This is a genomic window from Tomitella fengzijianii (assembly GCF_007559025.1).
GTDB classification, from domain to species: Bacteria; Actinomycetota; Actinomycetes; order Mycobacteriales; family Mycobacteriaceae; genus Tomitella; species Tomitella fengzijianii.
Genome location: NZ_CP041765.1, coordinates 3,137,090 through 3,163,516, shown reverse-complemented (window position 1 = coordinate 3,163,516; position 26,427 = coordinate 3,137,090). Strand labels below are relative to the sequence as shown.

Annotated in this window: 25 protein-coding genes; 12 read left to right on the top strand and 13 right to left on the bottom strand. The window is 71.2% G+C overall.

Annotation, left to right across the window (positions count from 1 at the left end; genetic code table 11):
• Nucleotides 1-115: 115 nt before the first annotated feature.
• The 5 genes from FO059_RS14430 to FO059_RS18915 all read right to left on the bottom strand — a co-directional run bounded on the left by FO059_RS14430 (nt 116) and on the right by FO059_RS18915 (nt 5,347).
• Complete coding sequence (locus FO059_RS14430) at nt 116-1,555, bottom strand: ABC1 kinase family protein (RefSeq protein ID WP_233267116.1); 1,440 nt, start codon at nt 1,553-1,555, stop codon at nt 116-118.
• Between the two features lie 84 nt (nt 1,556-1,639).
• A complete protein-coding gene (locus tag FO059_RS14425; protein WP_143909692.1) occupies nt 1,640-2,245 on the bottom strand; it encodes a carboxymuconolactone decarboxylase family protein in 606 nt (201 codons plus the stop codon).
• Nucleotides 2,246-2,250: 5 nt separating this feature from the next.
• Entirely contained in the window at nt 2,251-3,111 is an 861-nt protein-coding gene (locus tag FO059_RS14420; RefSeq protein ID WP_143909691.1) for an SDR family NAD(P)-dependent oxidoreductase, read from the bottom strand.
• A gap of 174 nt (nt 3,112-3,285) precedes the next feature.
• Nucleotides 3,286-4,707, bottom strand: a complete 1,422-nt coding sequence (ramB, locus tag FO059_RS14415; protein ID WP_143909690.1) for an acetate metabolism transcriptional regulator RamB — start codon at nt 4,705-4,707, stop codon at nt 3,286-3,288.
• Between the two features lie 112 nt (nt 4,708-4,819).
• Nucleotides 4,820-5,347 carry a hypothetical protein gene (locus tag FO059_RS18915; protein ID WP_168226564.1) on the bottom strand — a complete coding sequence of 176 codons (528 nt, stop codon included), beginning with the start codon at nt 5,345-5,347 and terminating at the stop codon, nt 4,820-4,822.
• 883 nt (nt 5,348-6,230) lie between these two features.
• Here FO059_RS18915 and aceA point away from each other — a divergent pair.
• The 3 genes from aceA (at nt 6,231) to metE (ending at nt 11,129) form a co-directional block, all read left to right on the top strand.
• Nucleotides 6,231-7,523 carry an isocitrate lyase gene (aceA, locus tag FO059_RS14410; protein WP_143909689.1) on the top strand — a complete coding sequence of 431 codons (1,293 nt, stop codon included), beginning with the start codon at nt 6,231-6,233 and terminating at the stop codon, nt 7,521-7,523.
• Nucleotides 7,524-7,591: 68 nt separating this feature from the next.
• Nucleotides 7,592-8,479, top strand: a complete 888-nt coding sequence (locus tag FO059_RS14405; protein ID WP_143909688.1) for a 3-hydroxybutyryl-CoA dehydrogenase — start codon at nt 7,592-7,594, stop codon at nt 8,477-8,479.
• Between the two features lie 331 nt (nt 8,480-8,810).
• A complete protein-coding gene (gene metE / locus FO059_RS14400; protein ID WP_143909687.1) occupies nt 8,811-11,129 on the top strand; it encodes a 5-methyltetrahydropteroyltriglutamate--homocysteine S-methyltransferase in 2,319 nt (772 codons plus the stop codon).
• 258 nt (nt 11,130-11,387) lie between these two features.
• Here the strand turns inward: metE and FO059_RS14395 are convergent, their stop codons facing one another.
• The 3 genes from FO059_RS14395 to FO059_RS14390 form a co-directional block, all read right to left on the bottom strand.
• Complete coding sequence (locus FO059_RS14395) at nt 11,388-12,380, bottom strand: type IV toxin-antitoxin system AbiEi family antitoxin domain-containing protein (RefSeq protein WP_143909686.1); 993 nt, start codon at nt 12,378-12,380, stop codon at nt 11,388-11,390.
• A 494-nt stretch (nt 12,381-12,874) separates the two neighbouring features.
• Nucleotides 12,875-13,009: a hypothetical protein gene (locus tag FO059_RS18910; protein WP_268892906.1), complete on the bottom strand. Its 135-nt coding sequence runs from the start codon at nt 13,007-13,009 to the stop codon at nt 12,875-12,877.
• A gap of 62 nt (nt 13,010-13,071) precedes the next feature.
• Complete coding sequence (locus FO059_RS14390; RefSeq protein WP_143909685.1) at nt 13,072-13,623, bottom strand: septum formation family protein; 552 nt, start codon at nt 13,621-13,623, stop codon at nt 13,072-13,074.
• A gap of 110 nt (nt 13,624-13,733) precedes the next feature.
• On the opposite strand from FO059_RS14390, the gene FO059_RS14385 reads away from it, so the two are divergent.
• The gene (locus FO059_RS14385; RefSeq protein ID WP_158726853.1) at nt 13,734-14,828 is read left to right on the top strand and encodes a helix-turn-helix transcriptional regulator; all 1,095 of its coding nucleotides are present in this window, start codon (nt 13,734-13,736) and stop codon (nt 14,826-14,828) included.
• Here the strand turns inward: FO059_RS14385 and FO059_RS14380 are convergent.
• The gene (locus tag FO059_RS14380; protein WP_158726854.1) at nt 14,788-15,483 is read right to left on the bottom strand and encodes a TetR/AcrR family transcriptional regulator; all 696 of its coding nucleotides are present in this window, start codon (nt 15,481-15,483) and stop codon (nt 14,788-14,790) included. The genes FO059_RS14385 and FO059_RS14380 overlap by 41 nt on opposite strands.
• 257 nt (nt 15,484-15,740) lie before the next feature.
• Between FO059_RS14380 and FO059_RS14375 the strand changes: the two genes are divergently transcribed.
• The 6 genes from FO059_RS14375 (at nt 15,741) to FO059_RS14350 (ending at nt 21,233) form a co-directional block, all read left to right on the top strand.
• Complete coding sequence (locus FO059_RS14375) at nt 15,741-16,994, top strand: DUF445 domain-containing protein (protein WP_143909682.1); 1,254 nt, start codon at nt 15,741-15,743, stop codon at nt 16,992-16,994.
• A gap of 154 nt (nt 16,995-17,148) precedes the next feature.
• Nucleotides 17,149-17,664, top strand: coding sequence for a helix-turn-helix domain-containing protein (locus FO059_RS14370; protein ID WP_143909681.1), 516 nt, complete (start codon nt 17,149-17,151; stop codon nt 17,662-17,664).
• A gap of 121 nt (nt 17,665-17,785) precedes the next feature.
• Complete coding sequence (locus FO059_RS14365; RefSeq protein WP_143909680.1) at nt 17,786-18,520, top strand: heparin-binding hemagglutinin; 735 nt, start codon at nt 17,786-17,788, stop codon at nt 18,518-18,520.
• Nucleotides 18,521-18,673: 153 nt separating this feature from the next.
• On the top strand, nt 18,674-18,946 hold the full coding sequence (locus FO059_RS14360; protein ID WP_233267117.1) for a DUF2516 family protein: 273 nt from the start codon (nt 18,674-18,676) through the stop codon (nt 18,944-18,946).
• A 308-nt stretch (nt 18,947-19,254) separates the two neighbouring features.
• Nucleotides 19,255-20,034: a MerR family transcriptional regulator gene (locus FO059_RS14355; RefSeq protein ID WP_143909679.1), complete on the top strand. Its 780-nt coding sequence runs from the start codon at nt 19,255-19,257 to the stop codon at nt 20,032-20,034.
• Nucleotides 20,035-20,195: 161 nt separating this feature from the next.
• Nucleotides 20,196-21,233, top strand: a complete 1,038-nt coding sequence (locus FO059_RS14350) for an alpha/beta fold hydrolase (RefSeq protein WP_233267118.1) — start codon at nt 20,196-20,198, stop codon at nt 21,231-21,233.
• Nucleotides 21,234-21,291: 58 nt separating this feature from the next.
• On the opposite strand, the gene purU is transcribed toward FO059_RS14350, so the two are convergent.
• Entirely contained in the window at nt 21,292-22,200 is a 909-nt protein-coding gene (purU, locus tag FO059_RS14345) for a formyltetrahydrofolate deformylase (RefSeq protein WP_143909678.1), read from the bottom strand.
• A gap of 64 nt (nt 22,201-22,264) precedes the next feature.
• Here purU and deoC point away from each other — a divergent pair, with 64 nt between their 5' ends.
• Nucleotides 22,265-22,942: a deoxyribose-phosphate aldolase gene (gene deoC, locus FO059_RS14340; RefSeq protein ID WP_143909677.1), complete on the top strand. Its 678-nt coding sequence runs from the start codon at nt 22,265-22,267 to the stop codon at nt 22,940-22,942.
• Between the two features lie 59 nt (nt 22,943-23,001).
• Here the strand turns inward: deoC and FO059_RS14335 are convergent, their stop codons facing one another.
• On the bottom strand, nt 23,002-23,766 hold the full coding sequence (locus FO059_RS14335) for an LmeA family phospholipid-binding protein (protein ID WP_143909676.1): 765 nt from the start codon (nt 23,764-23,766) through the stop codon (nt 23,002-23,004).
• Between the two features lie 60 nt (nt 23,767-23,826).
• Entirely contained in the window at nt 23,827-24,339 is a 513-nt protein-coding gene (locus FO059_RS14330; RefSeq protein WP_143909675.1) for a DUF2505 domain-containing protein, read from the bottom strand.
• A gap of 24 nt (nt 24,340-24,363) precedes the next feature.
• On the opposite strand from FO059_RS14330, the gene FO059_RS14325 reads away from it, so the two are divergent.
• Nucleotides 24,364-25,479, top strand: a complete 1,116-nt coding sequence (locus FO059_RS14325) for a UDP-N-acetylmuramate dehydrogenase (RefSeq protein ID WP_143909674.1) — start codon at nt 24,364-24,366, stop codon at nt 25,477-25,479.
• A 36-nt stretch (nt 25,480-25,515) separates the two neighbouring features.
• Here FO059_RS14325 and FO059_RS14320 read toward each other — a convergent pair whose 3' ends face one another.
• Nucleotides 25,516-26,358, bottom strand: a complete 843-nt coding sequence (locus FO059_RS14320; RefSeq protein ID WP_143909673.1) for an SDR family oxidoreductase — start codon at nt 26,356-26,358, stop codon at nt 25,516-25,518.
• Between the last annotated feature and the right edge of the window lie 69 nt (nt 26,359-26,427).

Sequence of the window (26,427 nt, the reverse complement as noted above, 5' to 3'; positions counted from 1 at the left end):
GAGCGCCGACGGCCACGCGAAAGGCCCACGCGGCCAGGACGACCGCTCGTCAGAGAATAACGCAGAACCCGCCCGGAAATCTGCAATGGCGAGTTCGCGCCGGGTTTCGGGCGGGTCACTCCGGGAGTGCCACCCCGGTGGCCGCCGCCTTCTGCGCCACGGCCTCCGGAAAGATGTTGCGGAACAGGTAGAGATCGCTGCCCAGGGCCCATCCGGGCGCGAGCACCGCGGCGTACCGCTCGAAGTAGCCGAGCTGCTTGCCGAACAGCACCAGCTCCTCCGGGCTGGCGGCGCCCCACTGCCTTCCCACCTCGATCAGCGCCATGATGAGGTCGGACAGCCGCAGCGCGGCCAGGTCGCCGGCCAGCACCGGCGCCAGCACGGCCTGCAACTGCACCCCCACCTCGCCGTCGGAGGCGGAGGCGTCGGAGGCGTAGCCCAGCGCCCGGATGCCGACGGCCACCCGCGCGAAATCCCCGTCGATGGCCGTCGCGTAGAACATGTCCCGCAGGATGGCCCGCCACGTCTCCGGCAGCTCGCCGACGATGCCGAAGTCCAGCAGGGCGATGCGCCCGTCGTCGAGCATCCACAGATTGCCGGCGTGCACGTCGCCGTGGAACGGGCCGTGCACCACGATCGACTCGAGCCAGGCCTTGACGCCGCGGCGGATCAGCAGCGTGGTGTCACGGCCGGTCCGCTGCAGCTGCTCGAACTGGTCCAGCGGCACGCCGGAGAGCCGTTCCATGCAGATCACGCGCGGCCCGCAATGCTCCCAGTAGACCTCCGGCGCGGTCACCTCCGCGTTGTCGCCGAACGCCCACAGATTGGCGCGCACCCGTTCCTGACGCGTGGCCTCTAGCGCGCTGTTGAGCTCGCTCACCGTCGCCTGGTGCAGGTCGCGGATGATGGCGGTGGCGTTGGCGACCCGGAAGAACTCGATCAGCCGCTCCAGCATGTGCGCGCCGGCGTACGCGGTGTGCAGGTCCACCAGCATGCGGTGGCGGATCCCCGGACGCTGCACCTTGAGCACCGCCCTGCGGCCGTCGCGCAGCGTGCACGCGTGCACCTGGGCCACGGACGCGGCCGACAGCGGCACGTCGTCGAACTCGGCGAACATGTCCTCGACCGGATGCCCCAGGTCCTCTTCGATGACGCGGCGCGCCGCCGACGCGGGCACCGGGGGCACGTCGTCGAGGCAGCGCAGGCACGCGTCGGCCAGCGGGGCGGGGAACACCCCCGACGACGAGGCCATCAGCTGGCCGAGCTTGACGAAGGTGGGCCCCAGCGTGATGAACGCCCCCACCACGCCCAGCGAGGCGGCGTCGGCCAGCGTCGCGTTGCCGCCCCGCAGCCGGCGCCACGGCCACTGCGCCACCGCCCACGCCACGGAAACCACCAGCACGAACGCGACGACCAGCGCGCGGCCCAGCTCGGCGGCGCCCACCCGCGCCAGTGGCGGAACGTCGACGACGAGCGCCTCCGGGGGCGGGCCGCCCGCGTACGGGCCCACCGGTCCACCCGCCGCGTCGGAGAGGCCTGGGCCGGGCGCGGTCACGGGCGGCATGCGGATGGCGTCGGGCGCGGCGTCTGCCGCCGGGTCGTGCGTGGCGCAACCTGAGCGGTCATGCCGGCCTCACAGTCAGCCCGCGAAGTCGCGCTGCACGCGCAGCACGCCCAGGGTCGTGGCCAGCGAATCGTACTGGCCCACCAGCATGACCAGCTCGATCAGCTGGCGCTTGTCGAAGTAGGACGAGACGGTGGCCCAGGTGTCGTCGTCGATGTCGCGCTGCTGCACCAGCTGGTCGACGGCGAGGAGCAGCGCGCGCTCGTTGGGATGCCAGCCCTCGGCGTCGGGGCCCTCGAAGATCCGCTGCAGCATGGCGTCGTCGATCCCCGCACGCGCGCCCAGCCGGCGGTGGTGGTCCACCTCGTAGTCGCAGCCGCGCAGGTGGGCCACCCGCAGGATCACCAGCTCGGTCTCCCGCCGGCGGATCCTGCCGAACGGCATCATCATCGCCGAGAAGTGCAGCCACCCGCGGAACAGCCCGCGGGCACGGCCCAGCGTGGAGAAGATGTGCGCGTCCGGGACCCCCGTCACCAGCGACGCGGTGCGGCAGAACGCCCAATTGACGATGCCGAGCTCGCGGAAGCCGCCCGGGTCGATGCGCGGCGGCTCCGGTACGACGTGCGGCCGGTGCGGGGCATCGGCGGTCGACAGGTCCTTGCGGGTGGATTGTGCAGGCATCACGGTCACTCCGGTTGCGGTGTGGTCAGGTCTGGGCGCTCGTCGCGGGCGATCTCCAACGCCTGGGCCAGGCCCTTCTGCGACCGCCGGTCCAGCACCGGCTGCACGGCCATGCGCACCGGCAGCAGGCCCGCCACCCACCAGGGGGCGACGATACGGCGCGACCGCCGGGCCACGCCACGCTCGATCCGGTCGATGGCGGGGCCCAGGGCCGTGGCGCCGGTGAACGAGCCGGCGGCGTTCATGGAGGCGGCGGCCTTGGTGCTGAAGCCGCGGGAGGTCATGTCGGTGTCCAGCTCCGCGAAGTAGGCGACACCCACCCGGGCGCCGGTGCCGAGCAGCTCGGAGCGCAGCGTGTTGCCCAGGGCCTCGACGCCGGCCTTCGACGCGGAGTACGCGCCCATCAGCGGCAGGTGCGCGGCGGCGGCCGCCGACGAGACGGCCAGGGCGTAGCCCGACGGGTGTGCGATGTGCGGGCCGGCGGCGCGCAGCGTGTAGTACGAGCCCAGCAGGTTCACCGCGACGGTGCGCTCCATCACCGACGGGTCGCCGCCGATGATGGGCAGCTGCGCCGCGATGCCGGCGTTCGCGATCACGACGTCCAGGCCGCCCAGCTCACCCGCCAGGCCGGCCACCGCGTCGTCCACCTGCTCGCGGTGCGCCACATTGCACTCGCGCCACGGCGCGTCGCCGGCCTTGGCCGCGGTGGCCGCCAGCAGGTCCGGCTCGAGGCCCGCCAGTGCGACGTGCGCCCCGCGCGAGGCGAACCGCTCGGCCAGCGCGGCGCCGATGCCGCGCGCCGCGCCGGTGATGAGGATCCTGCGCCCCGCAAGCGATGGCGGCGGCGGGACGAGTCGTGAGGCCATGCGCAATGCTCCTGACGTGGCGGTGTCCAATTACACGATACGTTCCGGCGTGCTCATCGGCACGAATTGAACTCTCGGGTAAGGTACCGGCCCGGCCGTGCGCAGTGGGGCATCGTGGCGAGCGTCACAGCGTCCGGCCCCCTCCGGCGCGGCGACCCTGCGGCAGGCGGGGCGTCACCGGGCCCTGTACGGCGAGACGGTGCTGCGGTGCTCGTCGACCTCCAGCGGCTTGCCGATCTGCGGGAACGCGCGCTGCGGGCACTCGTCGCGCTCGCACACCCGGCAGCCCGAGCCGATGGGCGTGGCCGCCGCCCCGGTCAGATCCAGCCCGTCGCCGTAGACGGTGCGATGCGCATGCCGCAGCTCGCAGCCCAGGCCGATGGCGAACGTCTTGCCCGGCTGCCCGTAACGCGACGACCTGCGGGTGACGGTGCGCGCCACCCACAGGTAGTTGCGCCCGTCGGGCATCTGCGCCACCTGGCGGACGATCTTGCCCGGCTCCGCGAACGTCTCGTACACGCTCCACAGCGGGCAGGTGCCGCCCGACGCGTTGAAGTGGAAGCCCGTGGCCGACTGCCGCTTGGACATGTTGCCCGCACGATCCACGCGCACGAACGAGTACGGGACTCCGCGCAGGTTGGGGCGCTGCATGGTGGAAAGCCGGTGGCAGACCGTCTCGAACCCCGCGGAGAAGAAGGTGGACAGCCGCTCGATGTCGTAGCGGAATTCCTCGGCGGCATCGTGGAACTGGCGGTACGGCAGCACGGTGGCGGCGGCGAAATAGTTGGCCAGGCCCTTGACGCCCAGGGAACGGGCCTCGGCGGTGGAGAAGTTGCCCTCGTCCGCCAGCCGCTCCAGCAGGTCGCCGAACTCCAGGAACGCCAGCTCGGTGGCCATCCGGAAGGCGCGCTGGCCCGGAAGCAGCTGCGCGGCGAACTCCATCGTGCGGGTCTCGGGGTCGTACCGGTGCAGCAGATTGTCGCCCAGGTCGATGCGCTTGACGATGTGCACGTCATGCTGGTGCTCCAGCCGCTGGGCGATCTCGCGGAGGATGTCGCCGCGGTGCAGGCGCAGCCGCTGCGTCATGTCCTCGGCGGCGGCATCGAGCTCGTCCAGGTAGTTCTGCCGCTGGTAGAAGTAGTCGCGCACCTCCTCGTGCGGCATCGAGATGATCCCGGGGGCGTTGGCGTCACCGCTGCGGCCCTCGGTGAGTGCGCCCAGCTGGTCGGTGGCGTTCCGGTACCGCTGGTGCAGGGACACCAGGGCGCGCGCCACCTGCGGGTGCGCGGTGGCCAGCTGCGCCAGCTCCGACGCGTCGGGCGCGGGGCCGGCGTCGGAGCCCGTGTGCTCGTCCAGCAGCACCTCGCGCATCTCCGCGATCAGGCGCGTCGAATCCTGCGGCGAGAAGAAGGTGGCGTCGACCCCGAACACCTCGGTGATCCGGAGCAGGACGGGGACCGTGAGTGGACGGACGTCGTGCTCGATCTGGTTCAGATAACTGGGGGAGATCTCCAGGGTCTTGGCCAGCGCCACCTGGGACAGACCCCGCTCCGTGCGGAGCTGCCGCAGCCGCGAACCCACGAACGTCTTGGTCATCATCCCAGGTTACGGACGCATGTGAAGGCTCGCAACAGCGGGTTCGCAGAGTTCGCAAGCCGTGGTGGGGCGGTGTTTCGGGTGGTGGGGCGGGGTTTATGGTCCGGGTTGCTCAGTCGTGCGGTTGCCCGGGGGCCGTTGTCGGGGTGCCGGTGTCCGGGGCGTCCGTCGTGGGGGCGTCGGTCGTGGGGGCGACCGTCGTCGCGCCGATCGAGTCGAGGGTGTCGGTGAACGCGGCCATGGCGTCCTCGAGGGTCGCGTCGTCGCCCTCGACGGAGCAGTAGCCGGCCAGCGACCCCTGGGCGGCCGCGAGCAGCATTCCCGGGGCGTTCTCGTTGCCGTTGTCCTCGAGCAGGTCCTTCGTGGTCGACTTCTGATCGTTCGAGCTCTGGCCGAGGTACTCGCCGCACGACATCTCCGAGGCGCTCGAGCACCCCGCCAACAGCGCCGCGGCCGCGACGACGGACAGGCCGGCCGTCGCGGCGATCCGGGTGCGGCGCGGGGTGGGGCGGCTGCGGCGTGTGGCGAGGGAGCGGCGTGTGGCGAGGGAGCGGCGTGTGGCGAGGGAGCGGCGTGTGGCGGACGGGCCTTCGGCGGTGGAGCCTGCTCCGGCGGGCGAGGTGCGGGACGACGCTGTCATGGCGACAGGCTAGTCGGTGGACGGTGCCCGCCCCGGGAGGCGGAACCGGTGGCGGTGGGGCGGATGTGGCGTGTGGGGTGCTGCGGTGGTGTGGGGTGCCGCGGTGGTGTGGGGTGCCGCGGTGGCGCGCGCCGGTTCTCCCGCCGCGCGGGTGTCGCCTCGGCGCGCGCGTGCTGTCTCGGCGTGTCGTGGGAACCGGCGCGCGGCGGCGGCCGGACCCCGGACAACCGGCGCGCGCCGACCCGCCAGAACCCGGCGACCCGCCGGACCCCCGCCGGACCCCCGCCGGACCCCCGCCGGACCCCCGCCAAACCCCGCCAGGCCCCGCCAGGCCCTCGCTCGGGCGCCGGAAATCCCGCCGAGCCTTGTGAAGACCCTCACAATCGCAGCCCTGCTCCGCTAGCACTCCGGCGAGCGGACGCGCACGGGTGCCCGCTCAGCGGGACCGGCCGGCCGGTCCGGCGCGTTTCGTCACCGCTGCGGGCTCGCCCCAGGCCAGGGCCTCAATCTGCTTACCCGACGGTAACTTTTGGTGAAGATGACTATTGACGTCTTCGCGTCCGAGCGGAAGCAAGAACTTCGCCAAATTTGCAAAGCCGGAGGGAAAGCTGGCGAAAATTGGCAACTGTGAGCTCTGGACCTGCAGGTTTGAGGTGTGCCATTGTCGTTGTTGTACAGGTCAGTGCCGGTGCGGATTTGCAAGCTTCAATGCGAACTCCGCGCTTCCCCGGGGCACCCGGGGTGGCATCGCCGAGTCGGCCCGGACAGCCGGTGGCGCCGCCACGCGACACCCCGCCCACAGCGGGGACGTCACGGACGGAACCGTCGGCGCGGCCGAGCACGGAAACGCACAACAGTGAAGATTCGAAGAGCAGGAGCCTCGATGTCGAACGTCGGAAAAGCACGTACCGCCGCGGAGATCCAGAAGGACTGGGATGAGAACCCCCGCTGGAAGGGTGTCGCGCGCAACTTCACGGCTGAGCAGGTCGCCGAGCTTCAGGGCACCGTCGTCGAGGAGCACACGCTCGCCCGCCGCGGCTCCGAAATCCTGTGGGATCTGATCCACAAGGAGGACTTCGTCAACGCGCTCGGCGCGCTGACCGGCAACCAGGCCGTCCAGCAGATCCGCGCCGGCCTGAAGGCCGTGTACCTGTCCGGCTGGCAGGTCGCCGGTGACGCGAACCTGTCGGGCCACACCTACCCGGACCAGAGCCTCTACCCGGCGAACTCGGTCCCCACCGTGGTGCGCCGCATCAACAACGCGCTGCTGCGCGCCGACGAGGTCGCCCGCGTCGAGGGCGACACGTCCATCGAGAACTGGCTGGCGCCCATCGTCGCCGACGCGGAGGCCGGCTTCGGCGGCGCGCTCAACGCCTACGAGCTGCAGAAGGCCATGATCGGCGCCGGCGCGGCGGGCGTGCACTGGGAGGACCAGCTGGCCTCCGAGAAGAAGTGCGGCCACCTGGGCGGCAAGGTCCTCATCCCCACCCAGCAGCACATCCGCACGCTGACGTCGGCCCGCCTGGCGTCGGATGTCGCGAACGTGCCCAGCGTCATCGTCGCCCGCACGGACGCCGAGGCCGCCACGCTGATCACCTCCGACGTGGACGAGCGCGACCGCCAGTTCATCACCGGCGAGCGCACGGCCGAGGGCTTCTACCACGTCAAGAACGGCATCGAGCCCTGCATCGAGCGCGCCAAGGCCTACGCCCCGTACGCCGACCTCATCTGGATGGAGACCGGCACCCCGGACCTCGAGTACGCCCGCAAGTTCGCCGAGGGCGTCAAGGCCGAGCACCCGGACCAGCTGCTGGCCTACAACTGCTCGCCCTCGTTCAACTGGTCGGCCAACCTGGACGACGCCACCATCGCCAAGTTCCAGCGTGAGCTGGGCGCGATGGGCTTCAAGTTCCAGTTCATCACCCTGGCCGGCTTCCACGCGCTCAACTACTCGATGTTCGATCTGGCCTACGGCTACGCCCGCAACCAGATGACCTCGTTCGTGGAGCTGCAGAACCGCGAGTTCAAGGCGGCCGAGGAACGCGGCTTCACCGCGGTCAAGCACCAGCGGGAGGTCGGCGCCGGCTACTTCGATCGCATCGCCACCACCGTCGACCCCACCAGTTCCACCACCGCACTGAAAGGTTCGACCGAACAGGCCCAGTTCCACGGGTAGGTTCCCCGTAGGACCTGAAGAAGAATCAATCACGCTGGGCAACACCTACTCACACTTGAGGAGCTGACGTGACAAGCGAGAAGATCCAGAGGGTCGGCGTCATCGGCGCCGGACAGATGGGTGCGGGCATCGCCGAGGTGTGCGCACGTGCACATGTCGACGTCCTCGTATGCGAGCCTTCCCGCGAGCTGGCCGCCGCCGGCCGTGCGCGGATCCTGCGGTCGCTCGATCGCGGCGTCAGCAGCGGGAAGATCACCGACCGCGAGCGTGAGCAGGCCGCCTGGCGGCTGCGGTTCACCTCGGACCTCGGTGACTTCGCGGACCGCCAGCTGGTGGTCGAGGCGGTCACCGAGGACGAGAAGGTCAAGACCGCGGTCTTCGCCGAACTCGACTCGGTGGTCACCGACCCGCGCGCGGTGCTCGCCTCCAACACCTCGTCCATCCCGATCATGAAGCTCGCGATGGCCACGGAGAACGCCTCCCGCGTCGTCGGGATGCACTTCTTCAACCCGGTGCCCGTGCTTCCGCTGGTCGAGCTGGTGACCACGCTGACCACGAGCGCGGAGGTGGGGGCGCGTGCCGAGCACTTCGCCCACGAAGTGCTGGGCAAGGAGGTGGTGCGCTCCGCGGACCGGTCCGGCTTCATCGCCAACGCGCTGCTGGTGCCCTACCTGCTGTCGGCCATCCGCATGGTCGAGTCCGGCTTCGCCACCGTCGAGGACGTCGACAAGACGATCTCCCTGGGGCTCGCCCACCCGATGGGCCCGCTCAAGCTGAGCGACCTCATCGGGCTGGACACGGTCAAGGCGATCGCCGACTCGATGTACGAGGAGTTCAAGGAGCCGCTGTACTCGGCGCCGCCGCTGCTGCTGCGGATGGTCGAGGCCGGCCGCATGGGCAAGAAGTCCGGCCACGGGTTCTACCAGTACTCCGAGAACGGGGCGTCGGCGCAGTAGCCGGACGGGTGCGCGGTGCGGCGGGGCGTGTTGCCCGTCGGCCACCGGGCCCCGTCGGGCACGGGACACAGCGTGAGAGCCGTCGTCGAGGGGCGTGACCGAGCAAGGTCGCGCCCCTCGGCGCATCCCGTCGTCGACGTCGTTGTCGGACGGGAATCTTCGAGACCGTAAACAGCGGGTACCCGGTGCGGCTGGTCGGTACATTCGGCACGATGAGGATTGCCGGCAGGCCGCCGGGATGGACCCACCGCGCAGCGCGGGGCGCACGCCGCCCGGCCCGCCTGCACCAGTGCAGCGACTGTGCGGGCAGACAGGAAAGGTCGACATCGCAATGAGTACCGCAGTTCCGGCAGGAATCGGTTCCAGCGTCCTCGGCTACCCGAGGATCGGGCCGCGTCGAGAGCTCAAGCGCGCCCTGGAGTCGTACTGGCACCGCCGCTCCAGCCGCGACGAGTTGCTGGCCGTGGGCCGCGAGCTCCAGGAGTCCACGTGGCTCGAGCTCGCCGCCACAGGGCTGAGCCAGGTACCCGGCAACACCTTCTCCTTCTACGACCACGTGCTGGACAACGCGCTGCTGTTCGGCGCCGTGCCGGCCCGCTTCCGCGACCTTCAGGAGTCGATGCACCCGCTGGACTTCTACTTCGCGATGGCGCGCGGAGCGGAAGGCCACCCGCCGCTGGAGCTGGCCAAGTTCATCAGCAGCAACTACTACTATCGCGCCCCGGAACTGGACCAGGACACCGTCTTCGAGCTGAATTCGGAGGCGCTGCTCGACGAGGTGCAGCGGGCCAAGCAGCACGACGTGGAGCTGCGTCCCGTCGTCCTCGGGCCGCTGTCGCTGCTGCTGCTGAGCCGCGTGAGCCCCGACGCGTCCGACGGCTTCCACCAGCTGGACCTGCTGGAGCCGCTGCTGGCCGCCTACGAGCAGCTGTTCGAGCAGCTCGCCCGCGCCGGCATCACCTGCGTGCAGCTCGACGAGCCGTGGTTCACCCTGGAGCGTTCCGAACGTGAGCTCGAGGCCTTCGGCCACGCCTACCGCGAGCTGTCCGAGGCCCCGCTGCGCCCGCGGCTGCTGGTCACCGGCCCCTACGGAGATTTCGGCCCGGCGCTGCCGCTGCTCGCGTCCACCAAGGTCGAGGCCATCGGGCTGGACCTCGTCGACGCGCCCAAGACCGCCGACGAGCTCGCCGCCATCCCGGGCATGAAGCGCAAGCGCCTTTACGCCGGCGTCATCGACGGCCGCAACGTGTGGCGCGTGCACAAGCAGCAGACGCTCGACTACCTCAAGGAGCTCTACGCGGCGATCCCCGACATCGTCGTGTCCACCTCCTGCTCCCTGATGCACGTCCCCTACGACGTGCTCATGGAGTACGACCTCAATGAGAACGTCGCCGACCACCTGGCCTTCGCCAAGCAGAAGGTGGGCGAGTCGGTGGCGCTCGCCCGCGCGCTGCGCAAGGGCCCGCCCGCCAAGTGGGCCGACGAGGCGGAACGCCCCGCCGCTGTCACCAACGACGCGGTGCGCAAGAGGGTCGCCGCCGTCACCGACGCCGACCGCACGCGCATGCCGTTCGCCGAGCGCCGGGCCGTCCAGCGCGAGTCCATGCCCCTGCCCGACGTGCCCGCCACGACCCTGGGCTCGTTCCCGCAGACGGAGCACATCCGCAAGGCCCGCTACGACCTGGGCCAGGGGCGGCTCACGTGGGACGAGTACGTCGCCGAGGTGCACGCGGAGATCGAGCGCGTGATCCGGCTCCAGGAGGACATCGGCCTGGACGTGCTCGTCAACGGCGAGGTCGAGCGCAACGACATGGTGCAGTTCTTCGCCGAACAGCTCGACGGCTTCGCCATCACCCGCAGCGGCTGGATCCAGGTGTACGGATCGCGGACGGTGCGCCCGCCCGTGCTCTACGGGGACGTGTCCAGGACCGGGCCGATGTCGGTGCGCTGGGCCGAGTACGCGCAGTCGCTGACCGACAAGCCGGTCAAGGCGGTCATCACCGGGCCGGTCACGCTGCTGGCGCTGTCCTACGTGCGCGACGACCAGCCCATGGCGGCCACCGCCGAACAGCTGGCTCTGGCGGTGCGCGACGAGGTGGCCGACCTCGAGGCCGCGGGCATCAGGATCATCCAGGTCGACGAGCCGGCCATCCGCACCCTGCTGCCCCGGCAGGACGTGGGCCGCGAGGAGTACCTGGAATGGGCGGTGGGGGCGTTCCGGCTGGCCACGGCCGGGGCCGCTCCCCAGACACAGATCCACACGCACATCGGTCTCTCGCGCGTGCGATCGGTGGTCGAGGCCATCGAGAACCTCGACTGCGACGTCACCTACCTGATCCAGACGCGCACCGTCGACTGGGTGCTCGACGCCCTCGGCGGCGCCGGCTTCACCCGGGGAGTGGGGCCGGGCGTGTACGAGACGCGCTCGGCGGTGGTGCCCGACATCGACGAGCTCGACGACCGCCTCAGCCGGGCCGCCGAGGCCATCGACGTCGACAGGTTGTGGGCCAACCCCGACGGCGGGCTCAAGACGCGGCACTTCTCGCAGCTCGAACCGTCGCTGCGCAACCTCGTGGCGGCCGCCCGGCGGCTGCGGCGGCGTGCCGATCAGCTCGAAGCCGAATCGGCGCTCGGCACCGGTCTGGCCTGAGCCGGTCGGTGGCGGTGAGTGCGCGGCGCTCACCGCCCCCCGGTCTGGCCCCGCTGTCACCGCTTTGGTCCCGGGCTGGCCTCCGCTGCCACCGCTGCCACCGCTTTCCCCTGCGCCGCGCGCCGGTAGTCCTGGCGCGCGCGCATTGCCCCGGCGTGTCGCGGCAGTGGGCGCGCGTCGCGGCAGGAGGCGCGCGTCGCGGCAGGAGGCGCGCGTGGCGGGGGAGGCGGGCCCCGCTCGGGCGCGCGCAGCACTCTGTCACACGGTCCTGGGGCGAACCCGTCGCCGGGGAACGTAGGCGTCGAGCGGGTCGGCGGCGTCGATGATCGGGGCCGGCCGTGCTGAGGCGCGTGTGCGGGCGCTGTCGAAAAGGCTCTCCAGGCGGTGCGGGGTGGCCAGGTCGGCCCAAGTCCAACGCATCACCTCGAGCCCGGCGTCGCGCAGACGGTCCTCGCGCTTCTTCTCATCCCATGCGATCTGGCCCGGATCGCGTGGATCGTCGATCTGGCCCGAGTACTTGATGCGGCCGTCGAACTCGCCCACGATGCCGAGCTCGTCGAAGAAGTAGTCCACCCGGCCCAGCAGGTCGCCGTTCACCCGGATGACCCGTTGCAGATCGCGGGGTGGCAGTCCCGCACGATCCATGATGATGCGGCTCCAGCTTTCGCCGACGCTCTCACTGCACGGATCCATTGCGAGGACGGCGGATCTCGCGTGATTGGCTCCGCTTCTGCCGGGCAACCGTTCGATCTCCGTCAACAGCTCGTCGACAGTGGTCATGGCGTTGTTCAGCGCCGCGTCGCCCACCGCCACCGCGCGAGCGAACTGCACCGTCCGGGCCAGGTCGACGACAGTGCGTGCCACGGTGCTCACCGGGAGCCCGTCGACTTCGGTCACCTGAGCGGGCGACAGATGCGCCATGTGCTGGTGCCGACGCCGGGTCCTGTGTCCTCCTGCGGTGCCCGGCTGCGTCAGGTGGACGCGGGCGAGGCTCAAGTCCCACAACGGCAACCCGTGGATCGCGGCTGCGGACACATGGCTGACCACGGCGGTCGTCCGCTGCTTGGCCATAGCGGCGTGGATAGCGAAGACGTGACGCGTGGTGACATCGGTCGCCGCGTCGTCGGGCATCGCGTATACACCCGGCCGCACCCGCGCGAGATCCCCCTGATTGCACATCCTTTGGAGTGCGTGATCGTCGAATCCATTGCCGACGGCGTTGGTCCTGAACAGAAGCCTATTCCTCCCCATGCGACCCATCATGGCCGTACTGGGCGACAGCGGGCGCCATGGCAGGCAGTGAACCCCCAGTACAGCGCCGCCGCCTGTGGATAACTTCTGTGGCAGTGTGCGGCGCCGCTTCACCCCGCGCCGGCAGTCTCTGCGTCGCCCGCCCCCCCCGCGCCGCGCGCCCATAGTCCAGGCGCGCGCACATTGTCCCGGCGCGCGCACATTGTCCCGGCGTGTCGTGGCAGTGGGCGCGCGTGGCGGCAGGAGGCGCGCGGCACGGGATCAGGCAGGAGGCGCGCGGCACGGGATCAGGCAGGAGGCGCGCGGCACGGGATCAGGCAGGAGGCGCGCGGCAGCGGCGCCCGGCACTGGAAAGGCGGTGCCGGCGGCTCACATCGGGTGGATGCACCGCCCGAAGGATGTGCACTCCACCTGCCAGAACAGCCGGAGCAGCGCTGCCAGCAGCGGGTTCTCGGGTACGAAAGCGATGTGATCGTCCATGGCCGTCTCCTCTCCTACAGGACCGTCGAGCCGAATATCGCGCCGATGGGCACCAGTACCGCCGCCGATGCGAGCGCGAACGGGTCGCCGCGGAGCATGCCGTCCCCGATCCAACGGCCGATACCGGCGACGATGTCCTCTGAGAGCATGGTTTCTCCTCGCGGTGGGTTCGCATCCGGCTCCTGCAGCGCAGGACCCGGAACGGCGCAGTTCAGGCGCCGTGCAGTCCGACTGATCCGGTGGTCTTCCCGTCGATCACGCCCAGGCCGCACAGGACCGTGCGGTTGCCATTGTCCCAGGATGTGGGGTCGGGCGCCCAGTAGAAGATCTGCGCCTGGGGGTCGACGCGCTCGGTGTCCACGGCCTTGGGCACACGCCGGGCGCAGATCTCCGCCGCCTCGCCCTGAACCTGCTCGAGGCCCACAGCGGAGTCGTCGATTTCGACGCTGTCGACGACTTCGCCGGCGTGCGGGGCGTCGCAGTCGAGAACCTCGATGCTGAGGATAGCGGTGCCGTCCATCGCGGGGAACTCGGAGAAACAGTCTCCCACCTCGGCGAACAGTGGATTGACCGGCTCGCCGCCGACGTCGGTGCCGCCACTGCTGACTTCCTCGCCGCCGTGCTCACCGGTGCCACCTCCGCCGGGGTCCGTACCGTCCGACCCGCACGCCGAGAGCAGAATCGCCGCAACGGCCACCGCCCCGACGGCGACCCCCGTCCTCCTGCGCGTAGAAACCGTCGCCTGCATCCCATCGCCTCCCATGCCGCCTGCACCCGATGCGTGCCGTGGACTTCCGGTCCGTGACTGTCCAGAATGACGGTAGAGCGGATCTAGGTATGGAACGTGCCTAATGCCCGGTGAGGATGATGGCCATGACGCAATCGTCGATGCGTTTGCTGACTCTGCTGTCACTGCTGCAGGCCGAGCCCTACCGCAGCGGGTCGGACCTCGCCGAGCGGCTCCAGGTGAGCCGCCGGACCGTGCGTAACGACATCGACCGGCTGCGCGAGTGCGGCTACGCGATCGACGGCGTCAGAGGCAGTGACGGCGGATACCGACTGGGCTCGGGGGGAACCGCGGTCCCGCCGTTGGTGCTGGACGACGACGAGGCGATCGCGGTCGCCATCGGGCTGCACGCGGGCGTCAATTGCATCATCGGCGGCATGGAGGAGGTCTCGCTGCAGGCGCTGTCCAAGCTCGAGCGGATGCTGCCGGCGCGGGTGCGCCGGCACGTGCGCAACCTGGGGCACTTCGTCGTGCCGATGCCCACCGACAATGCGCAGCCGGTTCCGATCGTCGACCCGTCGCTGCTCACCCTGCTCGCAGGATCGTGCGAGCGGCACGAACTGCTGCGCTTCCACTACCGCGACGGCGCGCCTGTTCCGGCGGTGGTGTCGGCGCGGCAGCGGTCCGGCGCGCGGACGGTGCGGCGGGCCACCCCGCTCCCGCCTACGCAGCGGTTCGAGGTGGAGCCGTATCTGCTGGTCAACCGCAGCCACCGCTGGTACCTGCTGGCGTTCGATCCGTCCGGCGGCGATTGGCGGATCTTCCTGGTGCACGGCATCGAGCCGTGCACGCCGCCGGCGGGCCGCCGGTTCTCCCCGCGCCCACTGCCGGCGGCCGACGTCCACGAGTACGTGGGCCGCCGGCTGCCCGGTAGCGCCTGGAAGGTGCAGGCGACGGCGACGGTCGAGGCGCCCGCGGAGACGGTGCGCCCGATGATCGCGTCGGCGGAGGGGCGCGTCGAGCCCGCGGGTGCGGACCGCTGCACCGTGGTGCTGGGCGGGGAGACGCCGGCCGCCATCGCCGGGGTGCTGGCCCGCCTGGACGCCGACTTCCTGGTGGAGGACTCGCCGGAGATGGCCCGCTACCTGGCGGGAGTGGCGAAGCGCTTCCGCAGGGGGTCCGCGGTCCCGATGGCGGAGGTCAGGCCTTCGGAACCGGGAGCTCGTGCCGCTCGGACATGAATACGCGGCGGTCGCCCTGGGCGTGTGCGATGGCGGTGATGCCGCCCCAGGCCAGCATCAGCAGGTGTTCGATGAGTTCCTCGACCGGCGTGGAGCGGTCCATCATCCAGCGGTGCGTGGCCAGCTGGACGGCGCCGACCACTCCGTACGCCCACGTCAGTGATCCCTCGGTGAGGAAGCCCAGACGCCGGAGCCGTTCGCTGAGCACCCCGGCGAGCAGTTCCGCGACGATCCGCTCGCTGTTCTCCAGGGCGGCGCGTACGCCCGTGCCGCCGGAGGTCATGCCCATGATGAACGGGTAGATCTCCGGCTCGTCCGCGACGGTGCGCACGTACACCGAGATGGCGGCTTCGGCCAGATCGAACTCGTCGAGGTCCTCCTGGCCGAGCGCGGCCGCGAGCGCGGGGGCCAGTCGCGTCTCCATGAACCGCATGGTGGCGGCGCTGGTCAGGTCCGCTTTGTCGTCAAAGTAGCGGTAGAGCACCGTCTTGGACACGCCGATCTCCGCGGCGATCTCGTCCATCCCGGTGTTGCTGCCGCGTGCCCGGATGGCGGCGAGCGCGCCGTCGGACAGCTCGGCGCGCCGCGCCAGCTTGTGCTCCTGCCAGCGCAGCTTGCGGCCGTCGATCTCGGAGTTGTCCTTGCGCTTTGCCACGTGCGTCCCTCGGTGCTGCGCCCGGTCCCTGTGTGGGAGGGATCGGGCGCGTCGTCTGTCATCCGCGTATGCCGTCCGCCGAACGGTGTGTCTCCGACCGTTCCGCGTGCATCCCACTCTAGGGCGTGCGCGCCGATCGCAGGACGCGACTCCCGGCGACTGCGAGCGGGAATGCGCAGGACCGCGTCGGCTCCGGTGCAGTGCGTCGCGTCGGCCGCGCCCCGCCGGCGCCGAACGTGAACAATGGCGGTGTGCTGATGACTACCGACGATCCGGCCAAAGTGCGTGACCTGCGTCGGATGAAGCTCGTCGCCGCGGCGTTCCTGCTCGCGGCCGTCGTCGTCTACGTGCTGTGCCTGGTGCTGGGCGGAGACGACGCCCCCACCTGGGTCGGCTATGTCCAGACCGCGTCGGAGGCCGGGATGGTGGGCGGTCTCGCGGACTGGTTCGCGGTGACGGCGCTGTTCCGGCATCCGCTGGGCATCCCCATCCCGCACACCGCGATCATCCGCCGCAAGAAGGACCAGTTGGGGGAGGGGCTCGGGGAGTTCGTCGGAGAGAACTTCCTGGCGCGCGACGTGGTGCTGGGAAAGCTCGAGTCGGCGCAGGTGCCGACGCGCCTGGGCGAATGGCTGGCGCGGCCGCGCAACGCCGAGCGCGCGGCGGCCGAGGCCGCGACGCTGGCGGGCGGCGTCCTGACGGTGCTGCGCGACGAGGACGTGCAGCAGATCATCGACGCGACGATCGTGCGCAGGCTGGCCGAGCCCAAGTGGGGGCCGCCGATCGGCCGTGTCCTCGAGCAGCTCCTGGAGGAGGAGCGGCACCTGCCGGTGATCGAGATGCTGTGCGAGCGGGCGTACCAGTGGGCGGTGAACGCGCAGGACACGATCGACAAGGTCGTGCTCAAAGACTCGCCGACGTGGTCGCCGCGGTTCGTCGACCTGCTGGTGGGCGAGAAGATCCACAGCGAGCTCGTCGAGTTCGCGTGGAAGGTGCGCCAGGACCCGCAGCACGAGGTGCGCCAGGCGGTCAACCGGTTCCTGGTCGATTTCGCGCACGACCTGCAGTCCGATCCGGAGACCATGGCCAAGGCCGAGCGCGTCAAGACGGAACTGATGGACCGCGAGGAGATCACCTCTGCGGCGGAGGCCGCCTGGCGGATCGCCAAGCGGCTGATCGAGGAGGCCGTCGCGGATCCGGGCAGCGCGCTGCGGCGCAAGCTCGTCGAGTACTTCCGCGACATCGGGGTCCGCCTGCGCGACGACGCCGACGCGCGCGCCACGCTCGACCGTTGGCTGGCCGGAGGCGCCGCCTTCGTCGTCGACAACTATGCGGGCGAGCTCACCGGCGTCATCACCGACACCGTCGCCCGCTGGGACGGCGATGTCGCAAGCCGCAAGATCGAACTGGCCGCCGGCCGCGACCTCCAGTTCATCCGCATCAACGGCACGGTGGTGGGCGCGGCGGCGGGCCTGGTGATCCACGCGGTGTCGCAGCTCATCGTGGGGTGAGGCGGCCTGAGTTGCGGGGCTGGAGTGATGTGTGGCACGTCGAGTGGGACGTTGTGATCAAGATCATGGGCAACGGCCTCATCTGCGCAAACATAGCGCTTGCAATAGTTAGCACGTCTGTTAGCGTGGGTGATGCAGCGTAAGGAGGTGCCGCATGGTAAACGGCCATGAACCCGCGGAAGCGGACCGGGACGCACGCGATTCCGGGGCGCCGGAGGACCGGCCCGCACCGGGCGGCTCGGGCTCTGCTGCGCCGTTCGCCGACCAGCTCGGCGACGGGGCCGGGGAGATCGCCGAGAAGGTGGTCAACACGGCCCAGGACATCGGGGAATTCATCCGGTCGCAGCGCGAATCCGCGCAGGTTTCGCTGCGGCAGCTGGCGGAGCGGGCGGGCGTGTCCAACCCGTACCTCAGCCAGATCGAGCGGGGACTGCGCCGGCCGTCGGCCGAGGTCCTGGGGCAGATCGCCAAGGGACTCCGGGTCTCCGCGGAGGCGCTGTACATCCGCGCGGGGATCCTCGAGCAACGCGACCCCAGCCCGGTGCGCGACGCGGTGCTGTCCGATCCCGCCCTCAACGAACGGCAGAGGCAAGTGATCCTCGAGATCTACGACTCGTTCTGCCGGGAGAACGTCGGAGCCGCCTCCCGGGTGGCGGACTCCGCGCACTAGGCGGCCCGGCGTGGGCCGGTGCGACGCAACGAGGGGTGTGTCGCACGGACGGCCCGCGCGGATCCCCGCCTGCACCGACCGAAACGACGGCCTCGCGCCGTCACACCATAAGGAGCACGACATGTCGAACCCCATCGAGAACGTCAAGACCCCCCTGTTCGCCGCCGTCGGCGCGGGCGACTACGCGCTGCAGGCCGTGGCCGACGTCGCCGGCAAGCTGCGCGAGCGCGCCGAGGAGCGTCAGACCGAGTGGCGCACCAAGTCCGATGAGTGGCAGGCCCGCGCCGACGAGACCCGCGAGCGCATCCAGCACCTGCCCGACGAGCTTCCGGCGCAGATCGACGACCTGCGCGAGAAGTTCACCTCGGAGGAGCTGCGCAAGGTCGCCGAGGCCTACATCCAGGTCGCGACCGACCTCTACAACTCGCTGGCCGAGCGCGGCGAGGGCGCCGTCGACCGCCTGCGCAAGCAGCCGCTGGTGGGCGAGAACCTCGACCGCGCCGAGGCCGCCGTCAACGACGCGCGTGAGCTCACCGAAGAGGCTCTCGGCACCGTCGCCTCCCGCACCCGCGAGGTCGGCGAGCGCGCGGCCAAGCTGACGGGGCGTGCCTCGAGCAGCACCGCCGAGGCCGGCGCCGAGGCCGCCGCCACCACCGAGAAGGCCGCCACCGCGGCTGCGGCGAAGGTCGAGTCGGCCGGCAACGAGACGGCGGGCAAGACCGAGGCCGCCGCCAAGAAGACCGAGGCCGCCGCCAAGAAGGCGGAGCCCGCCAAGAAGGCCGAGCCCGCCAAGCCGGCCGCGGCGAAGAAGGCCCCCGCCAAGAAGGCTCCGGCCAAGAACACGCAGAACAAGTGACAGTGCGCGGCTGACACCGCGTACACGACACCCCCCGCCCCGGGTACCGGAAACGGTGCCCGGGGCGGCGCGCATCGGGGGGTCGGTGGACGTCCTGGTCGCCGGGGGCGCCGAGAAGTGGGCGACGCGCAGCGTATCCGTACAATCGACAGCGTGGGAGTAATCGATCTGATCTTCATGGTCACGCGGTGGGCCGCGATCATCTTCGGTGCCGTGGCGTTGATCCATGCGGTCCGGCAGCGTTCGGACGCGTTCCCCGCTGTCGGACGCCTGACAAAGCCGGTGTGGATCGGCATCATCGCCGTCGCGCTCGTGCTGTTCTTCATCATGGGCGCGCTGAGCTTCCTGGGGATCATCGGCGTCGTCGCGGTCGGCATCTACATGGCGGACGTGCGGCCCAAGGTCGACGAGATCCAGGGGCGCTGAGGTCCAGGGGCGCTGAGGCTCAACGGGATCCTGTGGCGCGCGCCTGATGTCGTGGCGCGCGCCGATTGCGACGACACGCCGGGGCAATGCGCGTGCGTCATGGTGGGGCGCGCGCATCACGGCACTGGGCGCGCGGCGCCGACCCCTGCGCTCGCCGCCACCTGCGGTCCGTGGGGTGGACCACCACCGAACGCGCTCGGGTTCCCGCTGCCGATCCGCGCTACGCGGCGAAGGTGCACGCGGGCCGCGGCGTGCGCACATCCCGTGACCTGCGGGTCCGCCGCGCCGGCACGCTAGGATCGGCGGCGATGACCGAGTACCGGATAGACGACCTCGCCCAGGCGGCCGGCGTCAGCGTTCGCAACGTGCGGGTGTACCAGGAGCGCGGCCTGCTGCCGGCGCCGCGCCGTGAGGGCCGTGCCGCCTGGTACAGCGACGGTCACCTGGCCCGCCTCGAGCTGATCGCGCGGATGCTGGAACGCGGGTACACCTTCGCCACCATCGGCGAGCTGCTCACCGCCGCCCAGGAGGGGCTGCGGGTGACGGACGTACTGGGGTCGTCGTCCCCGCCCAAGCCGGCCGGGGCGTGGCAGAAGCTGCGCTCGGCGGCGCGGCTGCCCCTCGCGGAGCTGCGGCGGCTGTTCGGCGAGGACCCGACGCCGGAGAGCATCCGCAGGTCGGCCCGGCTGGGCGCGCTCGCCGACGCGGTCGCCGGCGAGGACGGCTACGTCATCTCGCACCCGCAGCTGCTGGAGGCGGTCGGCGAACTCACCGAGGTGGGCATCCCGCTGGACGACCTGCTGACCCTGGCCGAGCAGGTGAAGGCCGACATGGATCGCGTCGCGGGGCGGTTCGTCGGCATCGTCGCCGATCACTACCTGGGCGCGCCCGGCGGCGAGCAGCAGGTGGATCTGGACGCCGCCGAGGTGGCCGAGGTGGCCGACCTGATCAACAGGCTGCGCCCGCGCGCCAATCAGGTTCTGCAGGTGTTGCTGGCGCAGAGCATGGACGTCGAGATCGGCAAGGCGCTCCAGCGTGCGGCCGACCAGCTGGGCGCCGCCCCCGTGGCTGATGATGCAGAAGTGTGACCTGTGAACCTTCACAGTTCGGGACTATCGTCCGCAAAGTTGCGTTGTAATGTGAGTAGCCGTTACAGGTTGTTCGGGGTATCCCGGCCATGAGAGCGGCGGCCCCGGCAGGGGCGGACCGGCACGGCCGCGGCACTCCGCGCGAGCGAGAGGACGAGGCGATGGCGTTGCAGAACGCGGGGTCGGAGGTGCGGCGGTCCGCCGTGCGCTCGCTGGTCGACGCGCCTGCACGGATGCTGTCGCGTGGGGCCCACCCGTCCGGCCACGGCTCCCGTACCGATGCTGCACGGCTGGCCGCCCACCGCGCGACGATGGACGCGCTGTTGACCGACCCGGCCGTGGACCCGCGAGTGCTGCCGGTCGTCGCCGGCGACGGCAACCCCGTGCACGTGGTGGAACGCGGCCCGGCGGACGGCACCCCCATTGTTCTCATCCACGGCTGGGCGTGCAGCACCAGGATGTGGAACGCGCAGGTCAACGAGCTGTCGCAGACTCACCGCGTGCTCTGCTACGACCAGCGCGGCCACGGCCGCACACCCAGTGGCGACGCCCCCGCGTCCATGGACACGCTGGCCGACGACCTCGCCGCCGTACTGCGCGCCACGGTGTCGCCGGACGAGCCGGCCGTTATCGTGGGGCACAGCATGGGCGGGATGACGGTCAACGCCTGGGCGGCACGGCACCCGGACCAGGTGGCCGTGTACGGCCGCGCCGCGATGCTCATCAGCACCGCCGCCGACAGGATCCTCAACGACTTCGGCGTGCTGCCGTTCCCGGAACGCCTGCCGGGGGCCTTCGCGCTGGGTCGCGCCGCCATGGGCCTGCCGCTCTCGGCCGCGCTGCTGCCGGAGTGGGGATTCCAATACGTGTCGATGGGCGCACACGCCACCGCCGCGCAGGTGGCGTTCTGCCGCGACATCGTCAACGCCTGCCCGGCACGCAACCGGGGCCGGTGGGGTTCCGCGATGAGCGACCTCGACGTGCGCGCCGGGCTGGAATCGCTCGAGGTGCCCACCACGGTGCTCGTCGGCACCGAAGACCGCCTGACGCCGGCGGTCCACGCGCGCAGGATGGCCGAGGTGCTGCGTGAGTCCGGCCGGCTGGAACGGCTGGTGGAGCTGACGGGGGTGGGGCACATGGTGCCGGTGGAGGCGCCGTTCGAGGTGGACGCGGAGATCCGGCGGCTCGCCGCGCTCTGACCGTCCACGGGGGCGGCCGGCGGAAGAATCCGTGCCGGCAGGCGGAGTGCCCCGCAGGTCAGCTGAACACCACCGTCTTGTGGTCGTGCACCAGCACCCTGTCCTCGAGATGCCAGCGCAGTCCGCGTGCCAGCACGAGCTTCTCGATGTCGCGTCCCTGCCGCACCATGTCCCGCGTCGTGTAGGTGTGGTCGATGCGGGTGACGTCCTGCTCGATGATCGGCCCGGCGTCCAGGTCGGCGGTCACGTAGTGGCAGGTGGCGCCGATCAGCTTGACGCCGCGGGCGAACGCCTGATGGTAGGGCCGGGCGCCGGCGAACGACGGCAGAAAGCTGTGGTGGATGTTGATGGCGCGGCCCGCCCAGTGTTCGCACAGTTCGGCGGGGAGCACCTGCATGAACCGGGCCAGGACGACCGCGTGCGGGTCGTGCGCGTCGACCAGGTCGCGGACCTCGGCGAACGCGGCGGCGCGGGCCTCGGGGTCGGTGCCGGCCTTGGGGAACGGCACGTGGTGGAAGGCGATGCCGTGCGCGCGCACCACCGGTTCCAGGTCGCGGTGATTGCCGATGACCGCGGTGATCTGCGCGGGCAGCTCGCCCTGGGCGGCGCGGCCCAGCAGGTCGTGCAGGCAGTGGCCGTCCTTGCTGACCACGAGGACGATGCGCTTGGGCGTGCCCGAATCGTGCAGCGTCCACTCCGTCTCCGGCCCCAGCTCGGCCGCCACCTCTGCGAAGCGTTCGCGCAGCTCGTACGCGCTCAGGTCCACCGACGACGCGCGGATGGCCTGTCGGGTGAAGAACCAGCCGGAGTTGGGGTCCGCGTGGTAGGCCGCCTCCACGATCCAGCCGCCGAGGTCGGAGAGGAACTCCGAGATCCGGGCGACGATGCCCGTGCTGTCGGGGCAACCGAGGCTGAGGACGTAGCGGCGGTCGTCGGCTGCGGCGGCTGTTGTTCCAGCGGAGATCATGCATCCCATCTTGGCCCAGGGGGTCCGGCCGGGGCGCGGCGGGCGGTGTGCCAGGCTCGCAGGCATGAACGCACAGGCGGCCCCCGGATCATTTCGCAGCACCGTCGCGTCGATCGTGGACCACACGCTGCTCAAGCCGGAGGCCACTGCGGCCGACGTGCGTGCGTTGATCACCGAGGGCCGTGAGCTGGGCGTCGGCGCGGTGTGCGTGTCGCCGAGCATGCTGCCGGTGCACGCCGACGGGCTGGTGGTCGCCGCGGTGGCCGGCTTCCCGTCGGGCAAGCACCACTCGCTGGTCAAGTCCGCGGAGTCGGCGTTCGCGGTGGAGGCCGGCGCCCAGGAGATCGACATGGTCATCGACGTGGGCGCCGCCGTGGCCGGGGACTACGGCGCCGTCCTGGCCGACGTTCTGGCGGTGCGCGAGGCGATCGGCCCGAACATCGTGCTCAAGGTGATCCTGGAGACGGCCGTGCTCGGCGACGAGGCGATCGTCGAGTGCTGCCGCTCGGCGGAGCGCGCGGGGGCCGACTACGTCAAGACCTCCACCGGTTTCCACCCGGCCGGCGGTGCGAGCACCCATGCGGTCCGGCTGATGGCCGAGACGGTGGGTGACAGGCTCGGCGTCAAGGCCAGCGGCGGGATCCGCACGGCGGAGGCCGCGATGGCGATGATCGACGCGGGCGCCACGCGACTGGGGCTCTCCGGCACGCGGGCCGTGCTGGACGGGCTGCCGGAGGCCTGAGCCGGACGGGCTGCCGGAGGCCTGAGGGCCTTCTGCGCCCGCGCAGGTGACGCCGCCCGTCAGATGATGCTGCAGTCCACCTTGGGGCCGTCGGCCGTGGTCAACGGGGCCGGGCCGCCCTGCAGCTTCACCTGCAGGCCCTGGTCGGTGACGTCCACCGACGTCGGCTGCATCTGCAGCGGATACTCGGCCAGGTTGCGGGTGAGCAGGTCGATGATCTGCTGTGCGCCGCCGGTGGGCAGCCCGATGCCGAAGGCGGTGATGTCGGAGGCCTGCATGGTCACCACGCCGCCTTCGATCCGCGGCGTCAGCGACATGCTGCCCAGCCCGCCTGCCACGGCCACGTCGATGGTGCCGGTGGCCGGGTCGGTGGTGACGCCGCTGATGAGCATGCCGAACGGGAGCGTCTGCAGGCTGGCGAGCATGTCGTCGTTGGCCCAGGACACCGATGCCTCCGACGAGCCGACGGTGCCGGTGCCGTCGCCCTCCGGCAGGCTGATGTCGTGGATGGTGGAGCGCAGCTGCAGCCCGCGCATGCTCGCCTCGCCGGGGCCGGCCAGGTTGATGCTGTCGCTGTTCACGCTGATCGACGAGACGGTGCCGGTGATGGGGGTCAGCAGCAGCGGGGTGGCGCCCAGGCTGACGTCGACGTCGCCGTCGACCTCCTGCCCCATCGCCGTCGCCACGCAGGATCCGACGCGGTCGCGGGCGTAGAACTCGCCGCCCACGGCCACCGCGACCAGGGCCACGACGATCCCGATCGTGACGAGGAGGGCGGTGTGCCGGCGGCGGCGCGGGGTGCGTGAAGGCGCTCGAGTAGTCATCACGACAGATTGTCCACGACCAACATGAAAGGAATATGAGAATCGTGGCGCATCGGCGGCTCAGCTGTGCGAACGCAGCCAGCGATTGGTGAAGTCCTCCTCGATGCCGATCAGGTTCACCAGATTCTCCAGGATCACGTCCTCGAGCTTGCCGCCGACGAACGGGATGTTCACCTTGGCCTCGGGGGTGTAGTGCAGCACGGACCCGCCGTCGGTGCCGGTCAGGGTGACGTCGCCGCCCAGGCTGCCCGGGGCGGCGGGGATCGTCGCGGAGAAGCCGCCCGTGGTGACGCCGTCCGGCACGAACCGCCCGAACGTCGCCCTGCGGGTGATGACGAGGTCGGTCTGCAGCACGGTCTGGGCCACTGCGGGCATCATCTCGCGGGCGATCACCTGGGTCATCTCCACCCGGATCCCGTCGTCGCCGGACTCGAACGATTCGACCACCGACACGGGTGTGAACTCGCGGAGCTGGTCCATCAACCCGTCCCAATACGCCTTGTCGGCCAGCGCGGCGTAGGTGCGCGCTGCGTTCCCGGAGAGGCGGGCCGAGTACTCGATGCGTCGTGGCATGGGGGCAGGTTACCGTGGGCTGCTGTGCACACTCTCGATCTCCCCGGGCTCGCGGCCGACGCCGGCGCCGGGCATGCCGCGGACGCCCCCCTCTCGGGCCTGACCACGCTGCGCCTCGGCGGCCCCTGTACCCACTTGCTGACCTGTGCCGATACCCGGTCACTGGTGGCGGTGGTGCGCGCGCTCGACGCGGCCGGCGAGAGCACCCTGATCCTCGGCGGCGGGTCCAACCTGGTCATCGCCGACTCCGGCTTCGACGGCGCGGCGGTGCGCGTCGCGTCGGCGGGGATCGACGTCGACGGGACGCTTGTGCGCGCCGACGCCGGGGCGCTGTGGGACGACGTCGTGGCGGCCACTGTGGCGGCGGGCCTCGGCGGCCTCGAATGCCTCTCCGGGATCCCGGGTTCCGCCGGGGCGACGCCGGTCCAGAACGTGGGCGCCTACGGGGCCGAGATCGCCGACGTGCTCGAGCGGGTGGAGCTGCTCGACCGCCGTACCGGCGAACGGCACTGGGTGGCGCCCGACGCCCTCCGGCTGGGATATCGGACGTCCGTGCTCAAACACCGCGACGACGCCCTCGTGCTGACGGTGGAGATGCGGCTGCACGACGACGGGCTCAGCGCGCCACTGCGCTACGGCGAACTGGCGTCGGCGATGGGCGCCGAACCGGGCGCACGGGCGCCGTCGGCCGACGTCCGCCGCGCCGTGCTGCGCCTGCGTACCGGCAAGGGGATGGTGGCGGACCTGATGCGCGACGACGGAACCCCCGACCACGACTCGTGGAGCGCCGGCTCGTTCTTCACCAATCCGGTGATCGACGACGCAGACCTGCCCGGCGTGCTGGAGGCGGTCGCGGCGCGCGTCGGCGACGGCGCACGGGTGCCGCAGTACGCGGCCGGCGGGGGGCGCACCAAGCTGTCGGCCGGCTGGCTCATCGAGCGCTCCGGCTACGGCAAGGGGTACCCCGGCGAGGGGGCGCCGACGCGGCTGTCCACCAAGCACACGCTGGCGCTCACCAACCGCGGGGCCGCGCGCACCGGCGACCTGCTGGCGCTCGCGCGGGAGGTGCGCGACGGGGTGCGCGCGGCCTTCGGCGTGCGGCTGGAGCCCGAGCCGGTGCTGGTCGGCTGCGAGATCTGACGGGCGCGGCGCGGCGCGGCGCCACCCACAGGCGCCTCAGATTCGCCGGTTGACCCGGCCGTCGTGCGCCTGGTCCCGCGGCCGCACCACGATCTGGTCCAGGTCGACGTGCGCCGGGCGGGTGGCGGCGAACGCGACGATCTCGGCGATGTCCTCGGCGATCAGCGGGGTGACCCCGGCGTAGACGCTGTCGGCGCGGTCGGCGTCGCCCTTGAACCGCACCAGCGAGAACTCGGTTTCGACCATGCCCGGGCAGATCTCGGTGAAGCGCACCGGCTTGCCCAGCAGTTCGCCGCGCATGGTGCGGTGCAGCAGGGCCTGCGCATGTTTCGCGGAGGTGTACCCGGCGCCGCCGTCGTAGGAGCTCAGGGCGGCCACCGAGGTGACGGTGACGACGAGCCCGTCGCCCGAGTCGATCAGCCTGGGCAGCAGCGCCTTGGTGACGCGCAGCGTGCCCAGGACGTTGGTCTCCCACATCCAGCGCCAGTCGTCCAGGTCGGCCTCGGCGACGGTGGCCAGGCCTTTGGCGCCGCCGGCGTTGTTCACCAGCACGTCCACCGGCCCGGCCGCTTCGGCGAACGCGTCCACGGATTCCTGGTCGGTGATGTCGAGCCGGTGCGCGCGGCCGCCGATCTCCGCGGCGATCGCGTCGATGCGGTCGGTGCGGCGGGCGCCCAGGACCACGTCGAACCCCTGCGCGGCCAGGGTGCGGGCGCAGGCCTCGCCGATGCCGGAGCTCGCGCCGGTGACGACCGCAGTCTTGCGACGGCCCGCCGTCCCTCCGGTCCGCTGCTGCCCGGCGACGGCGTCGACGCCGCGGGCGAGTTCGTCCTGCGCCGCCGGGCCGTCCGTGCGTGAAGCGGGTGCGTCTGATGCCATGCCCCGACCTTAATCGCCGCGCCGTCGCCGCGGGGCCGGTGCGATGCCTCACCCGCGGAAGGCCGGCCT